Raw genomic sequence first — 22,810 nt, forward strand, 5'->3', positions numbered from 1 at the left:
CAAAATACAATAGCTTTTATATATCACATATCGTATGACACAACCATATGTAACCATAACAGAAGAAAATGGAATAGGAACCATAGAGTTCTTTCATCCAGCACATAACTCATTACCTGGAGATATCCTGGCAAAATTGGCAGAAACAATTACCGAAGCAGGTAAGAATGATGCTATAAAAGTAATTATTCTTAAAAGTGGAAAAGATAGAACATTCTGTGCAGGAGCCAGTTTTAAAGAGTTGATTAATATTAATGATGCAGAAACCGGAAAAGTATTTTTTTCAGGATTTGCTAATGTTATTAATGCGATGCGTACGTGCCCTAAATTTATTATTGGTCGGGTACAAGGCAAAACTGTTGGAGGAGGAGTGGGGCTGGCATCAGCTACAGACTATTGTATGGCAACAAAATATGCAGCTATAAAACTAAGTGAGCTTAATGTAGGGATAGGACCATTTGTAGTAGGTCCCGCAGTAGAACGAAAAATAGGATTATCTGCCATGACACAAATTGCAATCGATGCAAATACATTTTATAGTGCAGAGTGGGCTAGAGATAAAGGATTATATACCCATGTATATGAAGATATCGAAGCTTTAGATACCGCTGTAAATGAATTTGCAGCCCATCTTTGTACCTATAACCCGGAAGCTATGCGGGATATGAAAGCAGCATTTTGGGAAGGGACAGAGCATTGGGACACTTTGCTGGCGGAAAGAGCTGTTATCAGTGGGCGTTTAGTGTTATCAGAATTCACAAAAGAAACATTAAAGCGATTTAAATAAAAAAGTAGTATCTTATATAGGATAGTTTTTTAAAGTTCTAATCGAATAAGGGTAGGAGATGATATATGCGTTTAAAGGGTATATCCCTGTGATACACGAAAGTAGTTTTGTACATCCGTTAGCAGCTGTTACCGGTAATGTAATTATCGGGAAAAACTGTTATATTGGACCCGGAGCTGCAATCCGTGGAGACTGGGGAGAAATTGTGCTGGAAGATGGAGTAAATGTACAAGAAAATTGTACGGTACATATGTTTCCCGGGAAATCGATTGTACTCAGTGAAAGTGCACATGTAGGACATGGGGCAGTGATTCATGGAGCAAACCTGGGGAAGAATTGCCTGATTGGTATGAATACAGTGATTATGGATGATGCAGAAATAGGAGATGAATGTATTGTTGGAGCAATGTCTTTTGTAAAAGCAAAAAGTGTTTTTGAAAAAAGAAGCCTTATCGTAGGAAATCCAGCAAAAGTAATCAAGCAGGTGTCTGATGAAATGATTGCATGGAAAACCAAGGGAACCCGATTGTATCAGCAGTTACCGGAAGATTGTTTTAATAGTCTTAAAGCGGTAGAACCATTAAGAGAAATACCGAAATCAAGACCAAAGCAAGAAGAGTTTTATAAAACACTGGAAGAATTTAAGGAACAAAAATAGAAGAATAGGACGTCGAATGTAATTAGAAAACTATGATTAATAAGGTACTTCAAACATTAGATCCACTGAGAGAACAGCTAACAGCACACCCACTATACACTAGCGTAAAAGATCTGGAAGATATACGGTTATTTACAGAACATCATGTATATGCTGTATGGGATTTTATGTCGCTGCTAAAAGGATTACAGATTCATTTAACATGCACACGTGTCCCATGGGTTCCTTCGGATAACCCAGTAACAAGGCGTTTTATTAATGAAATTGTACATGGAGAAGAAAGCGATATTGATGCAACAGGAACTCCAATGAGTCATTATGAAATGTATCTGGAAGCAATGGAAGAAATCAATGCAGATACGGTTCAGATCACACGTTTTATTCGAGAGATAGAAGCAGGAGAAACCGTGACTAACGCATTGAGAAAAGTGAGGGCAGATGTGGTTGTTCAAGATTTTGTAACCTTTACCTTTGATGTATTGGCTACAAAAAAACCACATGTAATCGCAGCCGTTTTTACCTTTGGAAGAGAAGATCTTATCCCGGATATGTTTATTGGAATTGTAAAAGGACTGGAACAATCCAATAATACATCTATAGGAAAGCTAATCTATTATTTAGAACGCCATATAGAGCTGGATGGAGATGAACATGGTCCCATTAGCCTGAAGATGGTGGAAGAGCTTTGTGGAGATGATGAAGAGAAATGGAATGAAGCAATTCACTATAGCCGTATAGCATTAGAAAAAAGAATTGCATTGTGGGACCAGATTAACCATAGTTTTAATGGTAAAACACTGGAAACACTAGCATAGTTAAATAATACAGGACATAGTGCCGGTTGGTAAAAGATAACAGGCACTATGTGCAATCCTGATAAAAGGATCGTGAGCGCTATGTGTTTACTAACACAAAGGGCTAGCAAAAGAAGATAAAAGATTTCGTATTTTTACAACAAAACAACTAACGAACGTTAGTTCATAAAGAAAATAAAGATGGCTTTGATTGAATTGAAGATGCCTAAAATGGGCGAAAGTATATCAGAAGCAACCATAATTAATTGGCTGAAGCAAGAAGGAGAATATATTGAAGAAGAAGAAACACTTTTAGAGGTCGCTACTGATAAAGTAGATTCAGAAGTACCAGCTCCCTGTAGTGGTGTTGTAAAGCAGATTTTGCATCAGGCAAATGAAGTAGTGGAAGTAGGAAAAGTTATCGCCATAATAGATGCAGAAGCAACAGAAGGAATTGCAAAAACAACAACTACTGCTCCTACAATAGTTGCAGAGGAAAAAGAAGAAATAAAAAAGGTAACGGTAGCATCCGAAGGTTTTGCTGTAAAAAATTCAGGAAGTCCTAATACCAATGGTTTTTTATCACCATTAGTCATCAGTATTGCACAAAAAGAGCATCTTACAATAGAAGAGCTCCACAGTATTCCAGGGACAGGAACAGATGGTCGTGTGTGTAAGAGTGATGTGATGCAATACCTCAAAAACCGAACCTATCCGGTAGCAAGCAGACCGCAACCTACAGTTCAGAGTCCCGTTAGTACTTATAATGCTCCTCCTATTTCTTATGTAGAAGGAAAAGATCAGCTCATAGAAATGGACCGTATGCGAAAAATGATCGCCGATCACATGGTGTATTCCAAGCATACCTCACCGCATGTAACCTGTTATATAGAAGTAAACGTAACCAATATGGTAAATTGGAGAAATGCTGTCAAAAAAGATTTTCAGGAGAAATACGAAGAGAAGTTAACATTCACTCCAATTTTTGTAGAAGCAGTAGCCAAAGCGATTCGAGAGTACCCTATGATTAACTCCTCTCTGGATGGAAACAAAATTATAGTGCATAAGGATGTCAATATAGGAATGGCAACAGCTCTTCCTACAGGAAACCTAATTGTGCCGGTAGTAAAAAATGCAGATGAGAAAAACTTACTGGGACTGGCTAAAAATGTAAATCACCTGGCGAATAATGCCAGAAATAACGCTTTAAAACCGGAAGAAATCCAAGGAAGTACTTTTACGATATCTAATGTAGGAACCTTTGGAAGTTTGATGGGAACTCCTATTATTAACCAGCCAGAGGCTGCTATTTTAGCCATGGGAATTATTAAGAAGAGGCCTGAGGTTATTACCTCTCCCGAAGGAGAAGATCAAATCGCTATCAGAAGTATGATGTACCTCTCTTTATCATTTGATCACCGAATTGTCGATGGGTACCTGGGAGGTTCTTTTCTGCGAAAAATAGGAGATGAGTTAGAAGCGTTTGACAGCAATAGAACAATATAAATACAATGTTCCGAGGGAGTAAAATAAACTGAAACCACTCGGAAACATCAAGAGCTCACGTAGTGAGTATATAAGGCAAGAAAACAAGAGATATAAAAGAAGTACGCATAAATCTGTTATTTCTTTTTCTATCAGATCAATATCAGAAAAAGAAAATAACATCCCTTCTCTTGATTAGGGAATACTAAAATATTTTGACATGGGACATAACATTACGATAACAAAAACAGAGGCTTCTCGTTTAGCGACCGTTGACTTTGATAATATCCCCTTAGGGAAAACATTCACAGATCATATGTTTATCTGTGAGTATGAAGATGGAAAATGGACAAACCCCAGAATAGAACCATTAACATTAATTCCTACACATCCGGCAGCAATGGCATTGCATTATGGGCAAGCAATATTCGAAGGGATGAAAGCAACCGTTGGAAAAAATAATACCCCTTTGTTATTTAGACCAGAGGACAATGCCAAACGACTTAATCTTAGTGCGGATCGAATGGGAATGCCAGAAATACCTGAAACCTTATTTGTGGATGCGGTAAAGCAATTGGTAGCTGTAGAGAAAGGATGGATTCCTCCTCAAGAAGGAAGTGCCTTATACCTGCGACCGTTTATGTATGCCGATGAACCTTTTATAGGAATGCGAGCAGCAACCAGCTATAAGTTTATTGTGATTTGTTCTCCTGCCGGACCATTTTTTACAAAAAAAATACGATTATTTGCAGAGACCACTTATATACGTGCAGCAAATGGAGGAACTGGAGAAGCAAAAGCAGCTGGGAACTATGCAGCAGCGATTGTTCCTACCGAAAAAGCTAAAGCCAAAGGCTTTGATCAAGTATTATGGTTAGATGCGAATGAGCATAAATATATTCAGGAAGTAGGAACCATGAATATTTTCTTTAAGATAGGAGGGCGTTTCATAACTCCGAGTACGGACGGATCTATCCTGAAAGGAATCACCAGAGACAGTGTTATTACTTTACTGAAAGATAAAGGATTCGAAGTGGAAGAACGTCCAATTACGATAGATGAGGTGATAGGGTATCACAAAGAAGGAATGCTGGAAGAAGTATTTGGTACAGGAACTGCCGTAGCAATTGCAATGGTAGCGACCATAGGATATAAAGATGAGGAATTGGTATTACCGGAAGAAAACCCAGTAAGTGAAGATATCATGAATACCATTAATGAAATCAAGGCGCAAAAACAAGAAGATCCATATGGATGGATTATTCCGGTAACTGAATAAAAAAGCAAACGACCTCAGGGCGAGCCCACGAGGCATTAGTTGGAAACAAATTTTCAATTTCAAGACAAGCCTCGGGGTATGATACCCTTTGGTGGTGTCAATAAAATAATTCTTTTGGAGATGCGAAATGAAATAAGCATCCCAAAATACAAAACATAAAGAGATGTTAGCAGAAAAAACAATTGCAAAAGAAGTTCTACAAAAGGCATTTGATATGTTGTGTACGGCAAAATCAATGGCAGAACTATATGAAGAAAATTTTAAGGTAGTATCCAAATATGTTCATGCTACCTCCAGAGGACATGAAGCGATTCAGATAGCTACCGCCCTTCAGTTATTACCACAGGATTATGCCTTTCCGTATTATCGCGATGACGCTATGTTATTAGGAATAGGAATGCGCCCCTATGAGTTAATGTTGCAATTGTTAGCTAAAAAAGAAGACCCGTTTTCAGGAGGAAGAACCTATTATTCACATCCGAGCTTACGAGATGAGGATAAACCAAAAATTCCACATCAGTCTTCTGCTACTGGAATGCAGGCAATTCCTTCTACAGGAGTAGCTTTGGGATTACAGTACAAAGAATTAGTAGGTATAGATGATAAAGAAATAAAAGAAAAACCATTAGTGGTTTGTTCTCTGGGAGATGCTTCTGTAACAGAAGGAGAAATCGCAGAAGCATTCCAGATGGCAGCTTTGAAGCAACTACCGATTTTATACCTGGTACAGGATAATGGGTGGGATATTTCTGCTAATGAAGCAGAGACAAGAGCGCAAAATGCTTTTGAGTATGCCAGAGGATTTAATGGGTTGGATGCTATTTCTATTGACGGAGCTAATTTTATAGAAAGTTACCTGGCGGTGCAGGAAGCGATCCGTGTGATTCGTGAAGAACGTCGCCCAATGTTGGTGCATGCCAAAGTACCTTTGTTAAACCATCATACCTCAGGTGTGCGAATGGAATGGTATAGAGATGATCTGGAAGAAGCCAGAACACGTGATCCATACCCGGTACTTCGTAAACAACTATTGGATAATGGATTTACAGAAGAAGCGGTAGTTGCTATAGAAAATTCGGCAAAAGAAACCGTGCAAAAGGATTTGGAAGAAGCTATGAAAGCAGAAGATCCAAAACCAGAAGATTTATTTACACATGACTTTGCTCCTACACCGATCACAGAAGAAGCAGGAGAACGTGCTCCAAAGGATAAAGATGAGGTGGTAATGGTCGATTGTGCCTTATTTGCTGTTGAAGAGTTGATGAGAGAAGATAAAGCTTGTTTGTTATATGGTCAGGATGTAGGAGGACGTTTAGGAGGAGTATTCAGAGAAGCTGCAACCTTAGCACAGAAATTCGGAGATGAACGTGTCTTTAATACCCCTATACAAGAAGCATTTATAGTGGGGTCGACCGTAGGAATGTCAGCAGTAGGATTAAAACCAATTGTAGAAGTTCAGTTTGCAGATTATATATGGCCGGGATTAAACCAGTTGTTTACAGAAGTTAGCCGTTCGTGCTATTTATCCAATGGAAAATGGCCGGTTTCTATGATTCTTAGAGTGCCAATCGGAGCCTATGGAAGCGGAGGACCTTATCATTCTTCTTCTGTAGAATCTGTAATTACCAATATTAGAGGTATTAAGATTGCATACCCTAGTAATGGAGCGGATCTAAAAGGATTGATGAAAGCAGCATATCACGACCCAAATCCAGTTGTGATACTAGAGCACAAAGGACTATACTGGTCCAAGGTCAAAGGGACAGAAGCAGCAAGAACCATAGAACCAGCAGAAGATTATGTACTACCTTTTGGAAAAGCAAATATTGTTCAGCGTATTTGGGAGCAGGAAGAAAAGGAAACGCTAACCATAATTACTTATGGAATGGGAGTACATTGGGCGTTGCAAGCGACAAAAGATTATAAAGAAGTAGTAGAAATAGTAGACTTAAGAACACTGTATCCACTCGATGAAGAAACGATTATGACCTCTGTGCGAAAAGCAAAAAAATGCCTTGTCGTTACCGAAGAACCTAGTAATAACTCGTTTGCCAGAGCATTAGCAGGGAAAATACAGGAAGAATGTTTCAAGTCTCTGGATGCTCCTGTGATGACAATAGGATCTGAGAATATGCCGGCAATTCCATTAAATAGTACCCTGGAACAAACCATGATTCCATCGGCAGAAAAAGTCAAAGCCAAAGTATTGGAATTATTAGCGTATTAATATAACAACCATTTATATTACAAGAACACCTGTAGATTCTTTTAGCATCTCAGGTGTTTTTTTTATAGCTAACTTTTTCACTAATAGATGGGTAGCGGGGTTGTCAGGTTTGCAGAGGAAAAGAACGATTAATCTTACAATATTTCTAGTAACAAATTTTCTTCTTTGGGTACTAATATATAGAGCGTCTTTACGTTCTATGAGTCAATCATCATAAATCAATCATCATGAAAAAAACGTATCAAGGGGTACTGTTCGATTTGGATGGAACCCTGCTAAATACTATTAATCTTTACGGGTATTTAGTAAATCAATTATTGGAGGAGTATGGATTTCCGGGTCATACATTAGATGACTACAAAAGTTTTATAGGTTCCGGAACCCGTAATCTTATCAAAAGGTCGCTTCCTGCAGAAAAGCAAACGGAAGATCATATTGCTCCTATGGTGGAGCGTTTCAAAGAGTTGTATGAAAAACATTATACTGAGAAATGCAAAGCCTATAAAGGCATCAGAGAAACATTAATCTCCTTAAAATCATCTGGAGTTCGGCTAGGTGTATTGACGAACAAAGTTCATTATCTGGCTGTTGCATGTGTTAAACATTATTTCCCGGAGGTACGATTCGATATGGTTATTGGGCAAAGTAAGGAATACAGAAAACCAGAGCCTTCTGGAGCGATAGCCCTGGCAGGAAAGTTCGGACTACCGATGGCAGATATTGTAATGATCGGAGATACGGAAGTTGATATTCAAACTGCTAAGAATGCAGGAATGGACAGTATTGCTGTCAGTTGGGGATTTCGTAAAAAAGAAGCCTTGCAGGCAGAAAACCCTACCTATATGATCGATACTTGCAAGGAGCTGCAATCTATCTTACTGGCGGTTACCAGTTGCTCATAAACAACAAGAGGAGCTTCTTGCCAGGATGAGATGATAGCACATGCAAAAAGAATAGTTAATCCCTCTTAATTCAAAGGATAAGTAGTATTATTGCATTTTGTGCTATGATATCTGTAGTGATATCAATAACATTACGATAGGAAATATGACGAAGATAGATAAGGAGCTTCTGCAACGAAGCAATGCCAGCTGTGAATTATGTGGTAATACGGAGCAATTAGCAGCATATGCAGTTCCTCCGGTAAGCACGCCTACGATCGATACAAGTATCTGGGCATGTAAGGTATGTACAGATCAGATTACAATCCCGGAGACCATGGATGTGAATCACTGGAGATGCCTTAATGATAGTATGTGGAGCCCAGTTCCAGCTGTACAGGTAATGGCATGGAGGCTGCTACATCGGTTAAAGGCAGAAGGCTGGCCACAGGATTTACTGGATATGATGTATTTGGATGAGGAAACTGCTTCCTGGGCAGCAGCTACCGGAGAAGGAAAAGAAGATGAAGATACAATTCGGCATATTGATAGCAATGGAGCCACACTACAGACAGGAGATAGTGTTGTGTTAATAAAAGACCTCAATGTCAAAGGAGCTAATTTTACGGCTAAAAGAGGAACTGCTGTTCGAAATATTTCTTTGGTGCAGGATAATGCCGAACAAATAGAAGGAAGAGTAAACGGTCAGCACATCGTTATTCTTACCAAATTTGTTAAGAAAACATAAAAATTGCCAGAAGATCCATATTCTAATATTCACTCCGCATCAAAACAAGATCATTTTATTGTTCGACGACAGCTTCAGCACGACTGCAGGAAGGTTTCGTCCACCGACGACGGGGATAACACAACTGCAGCAGAGATTCGTATCCTGTTGATATGCTCCACCTATCTGCAGGAATATTTTGTGCCCTGATGACGAAGAACATCATATTGCAGGATGGTTTTATTGTAAGAAGAAGAAGGGTTTGTGGTAAAAAGCAAAAAACATACACGTATTAAGTGTTAAAATATTGAAAATGTGCTAGTTAGTTTTTAAATTAAAAAACAATTTGATGCGTTGTCATCAAATAATGTATAACTAACTTAAATATTTTTAGTATGAATACTCCATATCTTAGCCGATTCCGCCATGGAGGTTTTTTGCAGTACATGAAAGACATACTGTCTTTATTAGTTCAGCAAGACCTAAACACATTACAATTAACGACCCAGAAAGCAGCATTAGAAGCACCAGTAGAAAAAATAGACGCTGCTTTTCAACAAGAAAAAGGAAGCACTCTTACTCAGGAAATCATCTTATTAGATGAACGAAGAGATAGAGCTATTGTAGGGATAAAAACCCTTGCAGAGGCATATACTTATCATTTTAAAGCAGCAGTAGCAGAAGCAGGAAGAGCCATTCTTTCTATGATACAGGCACATGGAACCAGTATTCAGCGGATGAGCTATCAGGAAGAAACGGCAACACTGGATAATATTATAGATGAATTAGAAAACGATCGAGAACTGGTAGCATCTGTGCGGAGGTTACATTTAGAATCCTGGGTCACAGAACTAAAATCAGCGAATACATTATTTACTCATAGCTATCTGGAAAGAGTAGAAGAAACTGCAGCAAACCAGGTATATGATATTAAAGAGTTGCGAAAAGAAGCAACAGATGCTTATCGGATTCTCATGCGTCATATCGAAGCACATGCTACCCTGGGTAATCATGAAGTATATCCGATTCTGGTCAATCAAATAGATGTTTTAGCAGGACAGTATAATCAGGTCATAGAGAACAGAGCAGCTACCAAGGTATCCAGTCAGGTAGTATCCAGTGATGGACAAAACTTCTAATCCGGGTATAAAAAGGCATGTTTATAGTACGACATAATTCCTGTTTATAGACAATTCATATTCAGGAAATAAAAATCTTTTGATAGATGACAATAGCTGTTATTGAAATGGTTACTGTTTTTTTGTTGCAAAAACAGAATAGAAGGAAATAAAAGAAACCTTTCCATTATGTTTAATTCTTACGAGTGCTTTTAGCCATAGGTAATAGATATGTATAAGCTAAAAAAGTATGTATAATATTAGATAGGGGGTGCCTGTGCCTTTTTATTAAAAAAGGAAATAAAAATGCAACGAATCAGCTAAGGGTTTCTTTTGTTTTTTTTAAAAAAGAAGAAATTTTCCAGAGAAAATATAAGAGCTATTTGCTGATAAAAGATGCGGAATAGGAGGCTTTGTGTGTAGTAAGTGGTTGTTTTATAAATATATGCAGTATAAGGTTTGAGGAAAAACAGTATACTTTTCGAGTAAATAATAGTTAATTTTAAACCATAGTAGTTTAGTTAATTCTAAAGAAATAATTTGTATCAATCCCCATGATAGTATCGCTTCTATTACATAATAGTACTATGTAATATAGTTAAGATTTGCTCAAAATTATTTTTGGGATGAAGCCGAAACAATACGCTACTTCTAAATCTCTGTCTATACATACTAGTACGGTTTGCATATCAATATATTATATGTGACCAGATGATATTTCAATGGGCTTATCTTTTTGATAAAAAGATCTCTATTCAATGAAATATAAATATTCAATATGCAATGGATACGAATTGTTTTTATGGGGTGTATGTTTTGGTGCATATGCGAAGGAAGAGCACAAGAATCACATTCATGGGTGTTTGGTCTTGGGTTTAATGTAGTTGATAACTCCGGAACTCAATTGAGTCAAATATTAAATGTAGAGGATAATTGGAATATCTCCCGATTGATAAAAGTATCAGGAGAGAAACGATTTGAATATGACTATGGAGTAGAGTTAAACATGACATTAAATGAGTTTACTCAGGGAAAAATGATTAACAGTGAATTGAATACGGTTGATATAAATTATTTAGCAATTGATGTTTTATTTAAAAATTATACAACCAACTACTTTTTAGACCCGCGCCACTCCTGGTATGATGGATTTCTTACAGGAGGAGCAGGAGGAAGCTTTTTTGACAGTACAATGAATGTCACGCTAAATTTTGGTTTTGGAATTAATATCAAAATAAATGAATCTGTTCGATTCAATTTTATGAGCCTGGCAAAATTCGCCCTGATTAATAACAGTACTGGAAATGCGAATCATTTTCAGCACTCAGTATCTACCATCATCTGGATGTAGCTATAAATAAAAAATAGAAATAGTATGATTGATACAACAGTAAAATATTTCGTGCATGATACAGCTGTAGTGGATGAAGATTGCCGCATAGGGGAAAAAACTAAAATATGGCATTTTTCACACATTATGAGTAATTGCTATATCGGAGCAGGATGTAATATAGGACAGAATGTAGTGATTTCTCCAGAGGTCGTATTAGGGAATAATGTGAAAATACAAAACAATGTTTCTGTGTACACCGGGGTAACCTGTGAAGATGATGTGTTTTTAGGACCGTCTTGTGTATTTACGAATGTAACCAATCCCAGAAGTGCAGTAAACAGGAGGGGGCAGTATAGCAAAACGCATGTGGGTAAAGGCGCTACTATAGGTGCAAATGCTACCATAGTATGCGGGCATGATATCGGAGCCTTCTCTTTTATAGGAGCAGGAGCTGTAGTAACAAAAGATATAAAACCTTATGCATTGGTTGTTGGTAATCCTGCAATACAAATAGGGTGGATGAGTGAGTACGGGCACCGGCTGGAATTTAATGCCGACGGACTGGCAATATGTCCGGAAAGTAAAGAACAATATCGTATTAATAATGAACTGGTAACTAAGATATAAATCATATGGGAGGAAAGAATTTTGCATTAATGGGCGCAGCAGGATACATCGCACCAAAACACCTGAAAGCGATAAGAGAAACTAATAATAATTTGATAGCTGCTTTAGATAAATTTGACAGTGTCGGGATTTTGGACAGTTATTTTCCGAATACAGATTTCTTTGTCGAATTTGAACGATTCGATAGGCATATAGAAAAACTACAAAGGAGAAAAGGGATTCATACAGATTATGTGAGTATTTGTACCCCCAATTATTTGCATGATTCCCATATTCGTATGGCGCTTAGGAGGGGATCTGATGCCATCTGCGAGAAACCACTTGTACTCAATCCATGGAATATAAAACCTTTGATAGATATAGAAAAAGAATCGGGAAATAGGGTACATACCATTCTTCAATTACGATTACACCCGAGTATTCTGGCATTAAAAGAACAAGTCGATAACGGTCCCAAGGATAAAATCTACGATATTGATCTGACATATCTAACTTCCAGAGGAAGTTGGTATAATAGTTCATGGAAAGGAGATGTTAGCAAATCCGGTGGTGTCGCTACCAATATTGGAGTACACTTTTTCGATATGTTATGTTGGATCTTTGGTGGTGTAACGGACAATAGAGTACATCTGCATACAAAAGATTCTGCCGCTGGATATCTCGAATTAGAGAGAGCCAGAGTCCGATGGTTTCTTTCCATTGATTATGCGAATATCCCTGATGAGATAAAAGAAAAAGGACAACGCACCTACAGATCGATAGAAGTAGATGGTAATGCGATAGAGTTTAGCACCGGATTTACAGAATTACATACAGAAAGCTATAAAGGCATCCTCAGAGGAGAGGGATATGGATTAGTTGATGCCAGACCTTCTATTGAGATTATCCATGATGTCAGAGAGGCAGAAATTGTATCCCTGAAAGGAGATTATCATCCGTTTTTGAAAAAACCAACCCTGGAGAAGCAATACGCCTGATCCGGTAGCAATATTTGATACTCAATAAAGTCAGTAAGAGTAATCAAAACGCTAATTAGAATGAAATAATTATGATTAAAAATTACGAAAACCAGTGAGCACATTAACCCAGAAAACAAAAGATGGACTGGTGTGGAGTAGTGTCGATAAATTTACCACCTTACTAATTCAGTTTGGGTTAGGAGTGGTTTTGGCAAGAATTCTTATGCCCAAAGATTACGGGCTTATTGGGATGATTGCCATTTTTATGGCAGTTTCTCAATCTCTTGTTGACAGTGGATTTTATACGGCTCTGGTACAAAAAAAAGAAGTGAATAAGCGCGATTATTCTACCATACTTTACTTTAACCTATTGATAAGCGGAATACTGTACAGTATACTCTTTTTTTCGTCAAAACTCATTGCCAATTTCTATGGAGAACCGGTATTAGAGAAACTTATAAAAGTCATAGGGGTCAGTATCGTCATTATCTCTACCACTATTGTACATAAGGCAATGTTGACCACTCAGGTGAACTTTAAGACACAGGCAGTTGTCAATATAGCTGCTATTATAATCTCAGGAATAGTAGGGATATTTTTGGCATTGACAGGCTATGGTGTGTGGGCATTGGTATATCAATACGTAACGAGAACACTGGTTACCTCTGTGATGTATTGGAGTATGAACAGATGGAAACCGTTATTGATTTTTGATAAAAAAGCATTCAGGAGTATGTTCGGGTTTGGAGGGAATCTCATGCTTTCGGAATTAGTAAAGATCTTTTTTAAGAATTGCTACCTTATTATTATAGGAAAAGTATACAAAGCAGAAGAGTTGGGGTATTTTACACGAGCTACTTTGTTCAAGCAAATCCCGGCTACTTTAGTGGCTTCAATTTTACAAAATGTAACCTTCCCGATTATGGTAAAGGTTATTGAAGAGCAAGACAAAGTAAAGCTATTGATGGTGAGAAGTATTCGGCTCACAGGTTTTTTATTAGCCCCGGTGATTGTTATTTTACTGTTTTGTGCAGAACCATTAATCAAAACACTTCTTACAGAAAAATGGTTGCCAACAGTAGTGTTGTTGCAGATATTGTCATTAGAAATAGTGTTTCATCCGATGCAATATATCAACCTCAATTTTCTCAATGCAAAAGGGCGTTCTGATCTGTTTTTGAGATTAGAACTTATCAAAAACCTATTGACAGTTATTGCAATTGTACTTACCTATAGATTAGGACTGATTCCAATGACTATAGGATATGTAGGAGTATCCTTTGTAGGCTTTTTTATCAATACCTACTATACCCGCAAGTATATTAATTATCCAGCATTAGAGCAACTAAAAGATTTGGCTCCCTATATCATGACTAGCGTAGGAATTGGAGCATTAACTTTTTTAATATGCAGAGGGCTGCCTTCGGGGCTTATACAATTGGTAGTCGGGGTCATTATGAATTTAGGATTTTACATCGTGCTCGCTTATGTGTTTAAGTTCAGAGAACTTACGGAAATTCAGGAAATCCTTATGAAGAAATTAAAATCAAAATAAAGAAGCAAAGGTGATATGAAAAAAAACACAAACCAAATAAAACCATTTTTGAAATGAAAAATATGCTTAAAAAAGGGATCGCTGGGGGGCTAAATATCATCATGTTTTTTTTGAGAAACAAGAAAAAGAAAGCCTCCTTAATGGAGTTTGCCAGTAAAATCCTGATGAATAAAACGAATGAGGTAGAATATGATCCGGATTATGATATGTACTGGTTAAAAGACAATGGGGAGTACCTCTATATAGTACCTAAACCATATTTTAACTTTAGTAAAGATAAATTGTTTGCCAGTATAGAACGCATTGCCTGCCAATATTATATTCCCAAAAAAGGAGATGTTATTCTGGATATCGGAGCTGGTATTGGTACAGAAACCCTGTATTTTTATGAAAAGACAGCCCATCAGGGACAAATATATTCTGTAGAGGCAAGTGCTGCCAGTCACAGCCGGTTAGAAAGTTTGTGTAAGAAGAATAAGATTGATATATCAGAGAACTTGCATCTGGCGATAACAGATAGTAATCAAAAAGTATGGATAGAAGAATCCGACACCTATCAGGTAGATGCGGTTAATAAGGAAGCTAAGGGGATTGCAGTAGATGGGGTAACATTGGATCACCTGATTACTGAGCGAAATATTCATACAATTGATTTTCTCAAAGTCAATATAGAAGGGTCTGAATTACAGATGATAGAAGGAATGCAAAAGGCTATAAAAATTACAAAAAACATAGCCGTTTCATGCCATGACTTTTTGTTTGATGATCAGCGGAATATCAAACAAACCATGGCAGAATTTTTGGAGAACAATGGCTTTTTAGTCACATATAACACCACAGGACATGAAGTAGTTGATAGCTGGATATACGGGACACAACAGGTATGAATATCGTACATGTCATATCCACCTTGAACATTGGAGGAGCCGAGAACTTTGTAGTACAGTTGGCAAATGAACAAGTACGAGCCAATAGAGTAACCATCGTATTGCTGGGACAGACAAATAGTCTTCGCAATTATATACGAAATGTACATCCTGATATCAAGATCGTTCCATTAGGGTGGAAGAAGAAGTATTCCATTCGGCAATTTATGGAATTATATCGGCATATCCATGCTATCGGACCGAAGGTAATTCACGTGCATTTACACAATCCTTTTTATTATGTGTTTGCTATTTCATGTCTGTACAGAAATGTAAAATATATACACACGGTTCACAGTAGCTTTGATAACTGGAAAAAGGTATTTGTATGGGTTAACAGACTCCGGTATCTCAATAATAAAATAATGCATGTATGTGTAACAACCAGTATCTATAATGAATTACGCCGGACATATCCCAAATTGAAAAGTACAGTAATCAGAAATGGAATTCATCCGTACATTCCTAAAAGGAACATGGTCGCAATTAAAGATTTCTGGAATAGCTTCTCTAAAGTTCCTAAAAAAGGAGTTCGGTTTTTAGCGATTGGTAATATAAACCGGCATAAAAATTTTAAGCTGTTATCCCAGAGTTTTAAAGAGATCGCGGATACAAATCCTGAAGTAATGTGCGTGCAAGTTGGATTGCCACTAAATAAACAATTAACAGATGAGGTGATTGCGATTAATGCACCCAATGTTTTTCTGGCCGGAGAGCAAGAAAAAGCAGCTGATTTTCTAAAAGAGACAGATGCATTAGTGGTTAGTTCCGTACAGGAAGGAATGCCCATTGTAGTATTAGAAGCATTGTCAATGGGAGTTCCTGTTATTACAACTCCGGCAGGAGGTTTAGTAGATATTATTAAAGAAAACTATAACGGATTTATTACCCCTGACATGGAAGTGGATTCAATGAGTGACGCGATCAGACGTTATATCGCATTGCCGGAGAAAGAAAAAGAACGCTTGTCAGATAATGCCAAAAAATGTTTTGAGAATCATTATCAGATAAAAACAATTGCCAGAGAATACTTAGTAAACTATATCGTGTAATAATGGATTGGAATAAAAGATATACAGACATATCAATATGCTTTGCACTTAGCATATTACTATTTCATATGCTCTTTTTTCCGTCTTATATTATGCCTTTACCAATTTTATTTACAGGAGTAGGAATTATTGTGTTCTTTTTTTTAGGAGTATATGCTTATAATAAATCCTGGAAGCATCAACCACATTTCAAACAGTCGATATTTATGCATAGTCTGTTGTATCGATTATTGGGGGTATTAGGGATGTATTGGTTGACAATGCTCTATGATCCGGCAAATTTACCTCTGGAGATATCAGCGTCAGATTCCTGGAACTACCACTACTCAGGTGTTATTGTGGCAAATGCAATACACGGAGGAGATGATATCTTTGAGAAGCTTTCTTATTTCTGGAAAAGTGAAGCCGATTACGGGTTTTCGATATTAATTGGTACCCTGTATTCTTTCCTGGGGAAGAATATTCTGGTTATCAAAATATTTAATGCTCTTATAGGGGCTTTTACTGTTGTCAGAATCTATCAAATTACAGCTTTTGCATATGATGAGAAAAGAGCTCGGCTGGCAGGTATTATTACCATGCTGATGCCCCCCTTATTATGGTTTGGAGGAATTTTTCTTAAAGAAACAGTCTTGATATTTCTCATTGTTAATACAGCTTATTATACAACTAAAATTATCAATCAAAGCAGGTTTTTACTTCTATATGTATTGATTATTTTATGCCATTTTGGAGTTGTTTTTTATTTCCGGACAATTTTAGCGCCCCTACTTTTTTGCTGTGTATTGATGCAGTTGGTATTTTATAAGACTAAAAAGAAACGATATCGTTTCTTTTCAGGATTGATAACAGCCATTTTTATTGCAGGTAGTATATATGTGGTCAATACATTATCAATGGATAAACATCTGGAACCATTGATAGAAGCAAGTAAGAATCAATTCGGAACGGAATTATCCACGGCTTCTAAAAATAGAGGGATTACCTATGCAGCAGCCTTAATAGCCCCCTTGTTAATTGTAGGGGCAATTATAACACCTTTCCCTTCCGTCTTGGATTTTGAAGAGGCGCAATTGGGGATTTATGCACATTATCAGAATGAAATTATAAGGAATAGTCTGTACTTCTTTGTATTTCTTGGATTGTACAGGGCGGTTAAACTACGTAATAGGGAGACGATTTTTATACTTAGCTTTTCGATTATCTATATCGTTATTCTGGCAATATCAGGAATCTCATTTCAGGATAGATTCCAGATCTTATCCCTTCCGTTTTTAATTGTATTCATGTCTGATGGTATTATCGCCGATCACAAAAGAAAAAAGCAACAATGGATACTGTATTTGGGATTTATTTTTCTGGCCATTTTTATGTGGAATGTATTTAAACTATCAAATCGAGGACTTTTATAATTAAAAATGAGGATCATGGGTGAATTTATTCTTTTTAATACTTCAGTAAAATCGTATCAGAGGAAAGTGTTTTCAGGAACTTCTATACAATTATCCAGGCATTGGGAGTTGATGACAAATGATACGTATACTATTATAGAATACAATGATGTAAAGGTGATTCTTCTGGGCGATTTTATAGACTCTATAGAAAACCTCAAAAACATGGAGGACCATGCGATTCCCCGATGCAGAGGAAATTTTTATGCTATAGTAATCAGAGGCGAGCGACTATCATTGTACAGCAGTTTCCTTAGTATATTACCTATTTTCTATCATAAGGACAAAACGATATTCTCTTCTTCAATTTCGTGGATACAGAAATGGAAAAATACAGAATATACGATTGATAAAAAATATATTCTGGAGTGTTTATTATTTAACTATGGCTTTTTTAATAGAACCTTATACCAGGAAATTCACTTATTGCCATGTCATACATTTTTGACGTTTCAGGAGAATAGCGTTTCTGTAATTAAACATTTTGAAACCAGAAGGCTATTTACCAGTTTCCCTAATGAAGGAAGTAAGGTTGCCGGTACATTGAGTGACTTGTTTATCAATACTGTCAAGACGTATTTCCCTGATGACTTTTTTAATATCGCTTTTACCAGTGGATTTGATGGTAGAACACTGGTTAGTTGTGCGACACATCTAAACAAAAACTTCAGAACCTTTTCATTTGGTAAAATAGAAAATGACGATGTGCGAATTCCTATGCTTAATGCCGAAGAATTAGGCATCCCATATCATTATTTTGATTTAGGAACTGAAGACTATTATAACAATAAGTACTATGCAAATGCCCAAAAGTATTTATCATCAGGATATCAGGGGAATGGATTTTTATACGCTCATTTTTTGTATAGTGCCAGACAAGTGAGTAAGGAATCCAGATATCTGATTTCAGGTGTTATAGGGAGTGAGTTATTTAGAGCACTTCATACAACAGGAGCTGTTACTTCCCATGCATTAGCAGATGTTTTTCGAATTGAAAGAGAGCAGGAATTAATAGAAAGACTCCGAAATTCTCCTGTATTGGAGGTATTGGTTAAAAATGAGTTTCTTATGGAGTTAAAAGAGCTACTGGAAGAAATCATTGCCTATAAAAAAGGATTGCCTAAGGAGCTTTCTGTCAATCAGCAGTTTTACTCTTTTGTTTTTGAAGAGACCTTCAGGAAGTTTTTTGGACAGTGGATTGTCGCACAACAGCAATACCTCACCGTTAGGACTCCTTTTTTAGACTTTAATTTTATCAGAGAGCTATTGCAAAGTCAATATGCAGGAGCGAACAATGATTTTTTTACCAACAACCCACTAAAAAGGATGAAAGGACAGTATCTCTATGCAGATATTATCAAAAAAACGAATGAGACCATCTACCATCAGATGACAGGAAAAGGGTATCGCCCTATTGATGTTAGAGAGATGCGGTATCATCACAACATTATGATTCCTTTTCTAACCAAACGATTGAAACGCAAAGTAACCAAAACAAACCTGGATAATCTGGGGATTATATCAGGGATAAAAAGTAATCAGCAAGCCCTGTATAAAACATTGAGTGATGTCCCTTACTTTAATTTGGCAAGAATAGAAAAACAGCTCACAGAACTATCTCCCTACACAGTAGAGAAAGAGCGGGATGCTCTTCTGATGAGCTTATCATTAGTACATAATATACAATCTGTAAAAAAGAAAAAAGAAAAAGAATACGTATGAGAAATCAGATACCATAATCCCCTGATATATTCACTATGGATATGAATATAGTTGAGATCATTGATTTGTTAACAAAGAAAGTGAAACCCGATAAATAATAACAAAGAGAACATATGGAACAGCTACAATATTACGGTCAGCATGATGACTTAATAAGTTCTATAGGGGCTCTAAAAAAGTATGACAAATATATGAAAGAGATTATAGCATTAATGGATTACAAAAGTAAGTTCGGGTCCAAGCATTTTGATACGCCATACAGGAGCGGAATGGATAAAAAGAAACTTGCTGCTTACTTTAGAGAAGGAGGGTATACAATTCATTACAGATATCTGAATGAAATTGACTTAAAAACCAATGAGTATAAGAATAAGCATATTATTTACACCTCTTCTGAGGATATAGGATACCTGTATAAATCATATATAGAAGATATCATATATGCATTAGAATTATCAGGAGCAAAAGTAATTCCGGAGTATAAACACCTGAGAGCTAATAATAACAAGGTATTTATGGAATTATACAGGGATAGTCTCCAGCTCACAGAAAATATAAAATCGGTTGTTTTTGGGAGTCTTAAGGATATAGAAATGCATTTGGATACTATAGAATATCCAGTGGTATTCAAAACATCCGGAGGAGCATCAGGGACAGGGGTATCTCTTGTATCATCAGAAAAAGAACTCCTTAGAAAAATCAAATCAGAAAGTCCCAGGAATTATAAGATGGACGCCAAAGATCAGCTGAGAGCCTTAAAGCACAAAGGGTATATTAAAGAATCTGTATATAGAAAAAAATTTGTACTTCAGCAGTTTATTCCAGACCTCGTCAATGACTGGAAGGTATACTTTTTTGGAGAGAAATTATACATTTTCAAAAGACCAATTCTATCCGGAAGAGGGATTAAGGCGAGTGGAGGAGGATATGATAATTATTACTATGGCTTGGAAGCAGAAGCACCTCCTGGATTGTTTGATTTTGCATTTGATATTTTTCAAAAACTCGAAGTCCCGCATGTTTCTATTGATATTGCATATGATGGGACTAACTTTTATCTAATAGAATTTCAATCGCTCTATTTTGGTACGGCAGGGATTCCATATTCAGAAGGCTATTTTAGAAAAATGAAGGAGGGGTGGAGATTTATAGAACAGAAATTAGAGGTAGAAAAGGTATTTGCGGATAGTATCATCCGATACCTAAGTCATCAATCTGATCAGGTAACCTCAGAAGCGTATCAAGCAGAGTATTAATTTTTTTAAAAAGAAGCGCATGGAAATACTTTTTGTGAGTAGTGGTAATACACAACGAGGAATAACTCCGATAGTATACAATCAAGGAGTCTCCCTAAGATCGATAGGGCATGATGTCGCCTTTTTTACAATTAAAGGAAAAGGACTAAAAGGATATATCCGGAATATATTCATTCTGAGGAGTTACCTGAAAAGACATTCTTATGATGTCATACACGCTCATTATTCATTAAGCGGAATGGTTGCCTCCTTGGCAGGAGCATCCCCTTTAGTAGTTTCCCTTATGGGAAGCGATGTCAAAGCATCTTCGCTGATTGCCTGGGGAATTTCACTTTTTAAAAAAATCTTTTGGAAAAAAGTGATTGTAAAATCTAAAGATATGAAAGAAGCTACCGCTATGGAAGAAGTAAAAATACTTCCGAATGGAGTAGATTTTGATACATTCAAGCCTATTTCCAAGAAAAAGTCTCTGGAGAAAACGGGCTGGTGTCCGTATAAAAAACATATTCTTTTTGCGGGAAACCCGAGGCGAAAAGTAAAGAACTATGCACTGGCAGAAAAAGCGTTTAACTGTCTGAGAGATGAGTCTGTAGAAATGCATCCGTTAATCAATATCCCCAATCCCTTAATGCCATATTATTTTAATGCTGCAGATGTAGTGATCTTGACGAGTCTATGGGAAGGGTCGCCGAATGTGATAAAAGAAGCCATGGCGTGTAATTGTAAGATTGTGGCTGTGGATGTAGGAGATATCCGGGAACTGATTTCTGATACTTACGGATGTTTTGTGACCAGACCTGATGAAAAAGAACTAGCTTCAAAACTCAAAGAGGCACTGCGATTAGATGCTTCAAAAACCAATGGTCGTGATCAAATAGCACATTTGAACGCCAAAGTAATCGCAGAAAAACTGACTACTATTTATAAAGATGTGATAGATGATTGATCAATGTAGTATTACAACCGATAGGACACAACTATCTGAGAAGCAATGGAAGTCAATACTGGAAGAAGATACAGCTAATTTTTTTCAGACGCCACAGGCATTACTGTTTTTTGAAAAAACAGGAATAAAAACATTTTCATTTATCGCATTAGCAGGAGAAGATGTTTTAGGTATTGTTTCAGGAATTATTCTCAAAAAAAAAGGGATACAAGCATCTCTTACCAGTAGAGCAATCATATATGGAGGTCCTGTTTTTTCAAAAAAAGCAACGAAGCAAGATATTTCCGGACTTCTTACTGCTGTGATTGAGGGGTTAAAAAATAAGGTAATATATATTGAAATACGGAATTTTACGGACTATAGCAATTATCGAAACCTATATGAAGAAGTCGGGTTTTCATATCAGCCACATCTCAATTTTCAAGTAGCTTGTGATGATTATGCCTTAATGAAAAAACGAATGAGTAGTAGTAAATTGAGGCAAATAAAGAAGAGCATCAAAGCAGGAGCCAGTATCCAAACAGCTACAACAGAAGCGGAGATAAAAGCGTATTACACTTTATTATATCACCTGTACAAAACAAAAGTAAAAACTCCATTACCGACATATCAGTTTTTTAAAAAACTTTGGGAGACCAATACAGCAGTATTCTTATTAATAGCTTATAAGGATGAAATTATAGGAGGTATTGTATGTCCTGTTTTTTCTGACAAAGTGATTTATGAATGGTTTATATGCGGAATGGATAGAGTGTATAAAGACGTGTATCCCAGTGTATTGGCGACGTGGGCTGCTATGGAATATGCCCATCGTCATCACATTGCTTGTTTTGATTTTATGGGAGCCGGGAAACCCGAAGAAGCATATGGGGTTAGAGAATTCAAATCAAAGTTCGGAGGAGTAGAAGTAGAATACGGTCGTTTTTTGTGTGTCTCAAAACCCATTTTGTATGAGATAGGCAAAACCGCTGTAAAAGTATTAAAGAGAAAAAAGTAAGCATTTCTGTTCGAAAAGCGAATAAAAAAT

The 22,810-nt window shown here is 36.8% G+C and carries 20 protein-coding genes; all 20 read left to right on the forward strand.

What is annotated here, in order from left to right:
- Window positions 1–34: 34 nt before the first annotated feature.
- Window positions 35–787, forward strand: coding sequence for an enoyl-CoA hydratase/isomerase family protein (locus ACFSTE_RS08720; RefSeq protein WP_378258743.1), 753 nt, complete (start codon window positions 35–37; stop codon window positions 785–787).
- Window positions 788–845: 58 nt separating this feature from the next.
- On the forward strand, window positions 846–1,445 hold the full coding sequence (locus ACFSTE_RS08725) for an acyltransferase (RefSeq protein WP_378258745.1): 600 nt from the start codon (window positions 846–848) through the stop codon (window positions 1,443–1,445).
- 32 nt (window positions 1,446–1,477) lie between these two features.
- Window positions 1,478–2,260 carry a DUF3050 domain-containing protein gene (locus ACFSTE_RS08730; RefSeq protein WP_176027423.1) on the forward strand — a complete coding sequence of 261 codons (783 nt, stop codon included), beginning with the start codon at window positions 1,478–1,480 and terminating at the stop codon, window positions 2,258–2,260.
- Window positions 2,261–2,440: 180 nt separating this feature from the next.
- Window positions 2,441–3,745, forward strand: a complete 1,305-nt coding sequence (locus ACFSTE_RS08735; protein ID WP_378258747.1) for a dihydrolipoamide acetyltransferase family protein — start codon at window positions 2,441–2,443, stop codon at window positions 3,743–3,745.
- A gap of 199 nt (window positions 3,746–3,944) precedes the next feature.
- Window positions 3,945–5,003, forward strand: coding sequence for a branched-chain amino acid aminotransferase (locus ACFSTE_RS08740; RefSeq protein ID WP_378258749.1), 1,059 nt, complete (start codon window positions 3,945–3,947; stop codon window positions 5,001–5,003).
- Window positions 5,004–5,166: 163 nt separating this feature from the next.
- Window positions 5,167–7,230, forward strand: coding sequence for an alpha-ketoacid dehydrogenase subunit alpha/beta (locus ACFSTE_RS08745; protein WP_378258751.1), 2,064 nt, complete (start codon window positions 5,167–5,169; stop codon window positions 7,228–7,230).
- A 227-nt stretch (window positions 7,231–7,457) separates the two neighbouring features.
- A complete protein-coding gene (locus ACFSTE_RS08750) occupies window positions 7,458–8,132 on the forward strand; it encodes an HAD family hydrolase (protein WP_176027419.1) in 675 nt (224 codons plus the stop codon).
- Between the two features lie 145 nt (window positions 8,133–8,277).
- Entirely contained in the window at window positions 8,278–8,859 is a 582-nt protein-coding gene (locus ACFSTE_RS08755; RefSeq protein ID WP_176027418.1) for a PhnA domain-containing protein, read from the forward strand.
- Window positions 8,860–9,233: 374 nt separating this feature from the next.
- Entirely contained in the window at window positions 9,234–9,977 is a 744-nt protein-coding gene (locus tag ACFSTE_RS08760; protein ID WP_176027417.1) for a DUF6261 family protein, read from the forward strand.
- Window positions 9,978–10,734: 757 nt separating this feature from the next.
- Window positions 10,735–11,307, forward strand: a complete 573-nt coding sequence (locus ACFSTE_RS08765; RefSeq protein ID WP_378258754.1) for a hypothetical protein — start codon at window positions 10,735–10,737, stop codon at window positions 11,305–11,307.
- A gap of 24 nt (window positions 11,308–11,331) precedes the next feature.
- Window positions 11,332–11,916, forward strand: coding sequence for an acyltransferase (locus tag ACFSTE_RS08770; protein WP_378258756.1), 585 nt, complete (start codon window positions 11,332–11,334; stop codon window positions 11,914–11,916).
- Between the two features lie 5 nt (window positions 11,917–11,921).
- Window positions 11,922–12,893 (forward strand): Gfo/Idh/MocA family protein, encoded by a 972-nt coding sequence (locus tag ACFSTE_RS08775; protein WP_378258758.1) that lies wholly within the window; start codon window positions 11,922–11,924, stop codon window positions 12,891–12,893.
- A 94-nt stretch (window positions 12,894–12,987) separates the two neighbouring features.
- Entirely contained in the window at window positions 12,988–14,430 is a 1,443-nt protein-coding gene (locus ACFSTE_RS08780) for a lipopolysaccharide biosynthesis protein (RefSeq protein ID WP_378258760.1), read from the forward strand.
- A 53-nt stretch (window positions 14,431–14,483) separates the two neighbouring features.
- Window positions 14,484–15,317 carry an FkbM family methyltransferase gene (locus ACFSTE_RS08785; protein ID WP_378298080.1) on the forward strand — a complete coding sequence of 278 codons (834 nt, stop codon included), beginning with the start codon at window positions 14,484–14,486 and terminating at the stop codon, window positions 15,315–15,317.
- Window positions 15,314–16,408: a glycosyltransferase gene (locus tag ACFSTE_RS08790; protein WP_378258764.1), complete on the forward strand. Its 1,095-nt coding sequence runs from the start codon at window positions 15,314–15,316 to the stop codon at window positions 16,406–16,408. The genes ACFSTE_RS08785 and ACFSTE_RS08790 overlap by 4 nt, the downstream gene beginning before the upstream one ends.
- Before the next feature lie 92 nt (window positions 16,409–16,500).
- Entirely contained in the window at window positions 16,501–17,820 is a 1,320-nt protein-coding gene (locus ACFSTE_RS08795; protein ID WP_378298082.1) for a hypothetical protein, read from the forward strand.
- A 15-nt stretch (window positions 17,821–17,835) separates the two neighbouring features.
- Complete coding sequence (locus ACFSTE_RS08800) at window positions 17,836–19,581, forward strand: hypothetical protein (protein ID WP_378258768.1); 1,746 nt, start codon at window positions 17,836–17,838, stop codon at window positions 19,579–19,581.
- A gap of 113 nt (window positions 19,582–19,694) precedes the next feature.
- Window positions 19,695–20,837 (forward strand): hypothetical protein, encoded by a 1,143-nt coding sequence (locus ACFSTE_RS08805; RefSeq protein WP_378258770.1) that lies wholly within the window; start codon window positions 19,695–19,697, stop codon window positions 20,835–20,837.
- Window positions 20,838–20,856: 19 nt separating this feature from the next.
- Window positions 20,857–21,783 carry a glycosyltransferase gene (locus tag ACFSTE_RS08810; protein ID WP_176027407.1) on the forward strand — a complete coding sequence of 309 codons (927 nt, stop codon included), beginning with the start codon at window positions 20,857–20,859 and terminating at the stop codon, window positions 21,781–21,783.
- The gene (locus ACFSTE_RS08815) at window positions 21,776–22,780 is read left to right on the forward strand and encodes a lipid II:glycine glycyltransferase FemX (protein ID WP_378258772.1); all 1,005 of its coding nucleotides are present in this window, start codon (window positions 21,776–21,778) and stop codon (window positions 22,778–22,780) included. The genes ACFSTE_RS08810 and ACFSTE_RS08815 overlap by 8 nt, the downstream gene beginning before the upstream one ends.
- Window positions 22,781–22,810 lie beyond the last annotated feature (30 nt).

Source organism: Aquimarina hainanensis (assembly GCF_042684685.1).
Taxonomy (GTDB): domain Bacteria; phylum Bacteroidota; class Bacteroidia; order Flavobacteriales; family Flavobacteriaceae; genus Aquimarina; species Aquimarina hainanensis.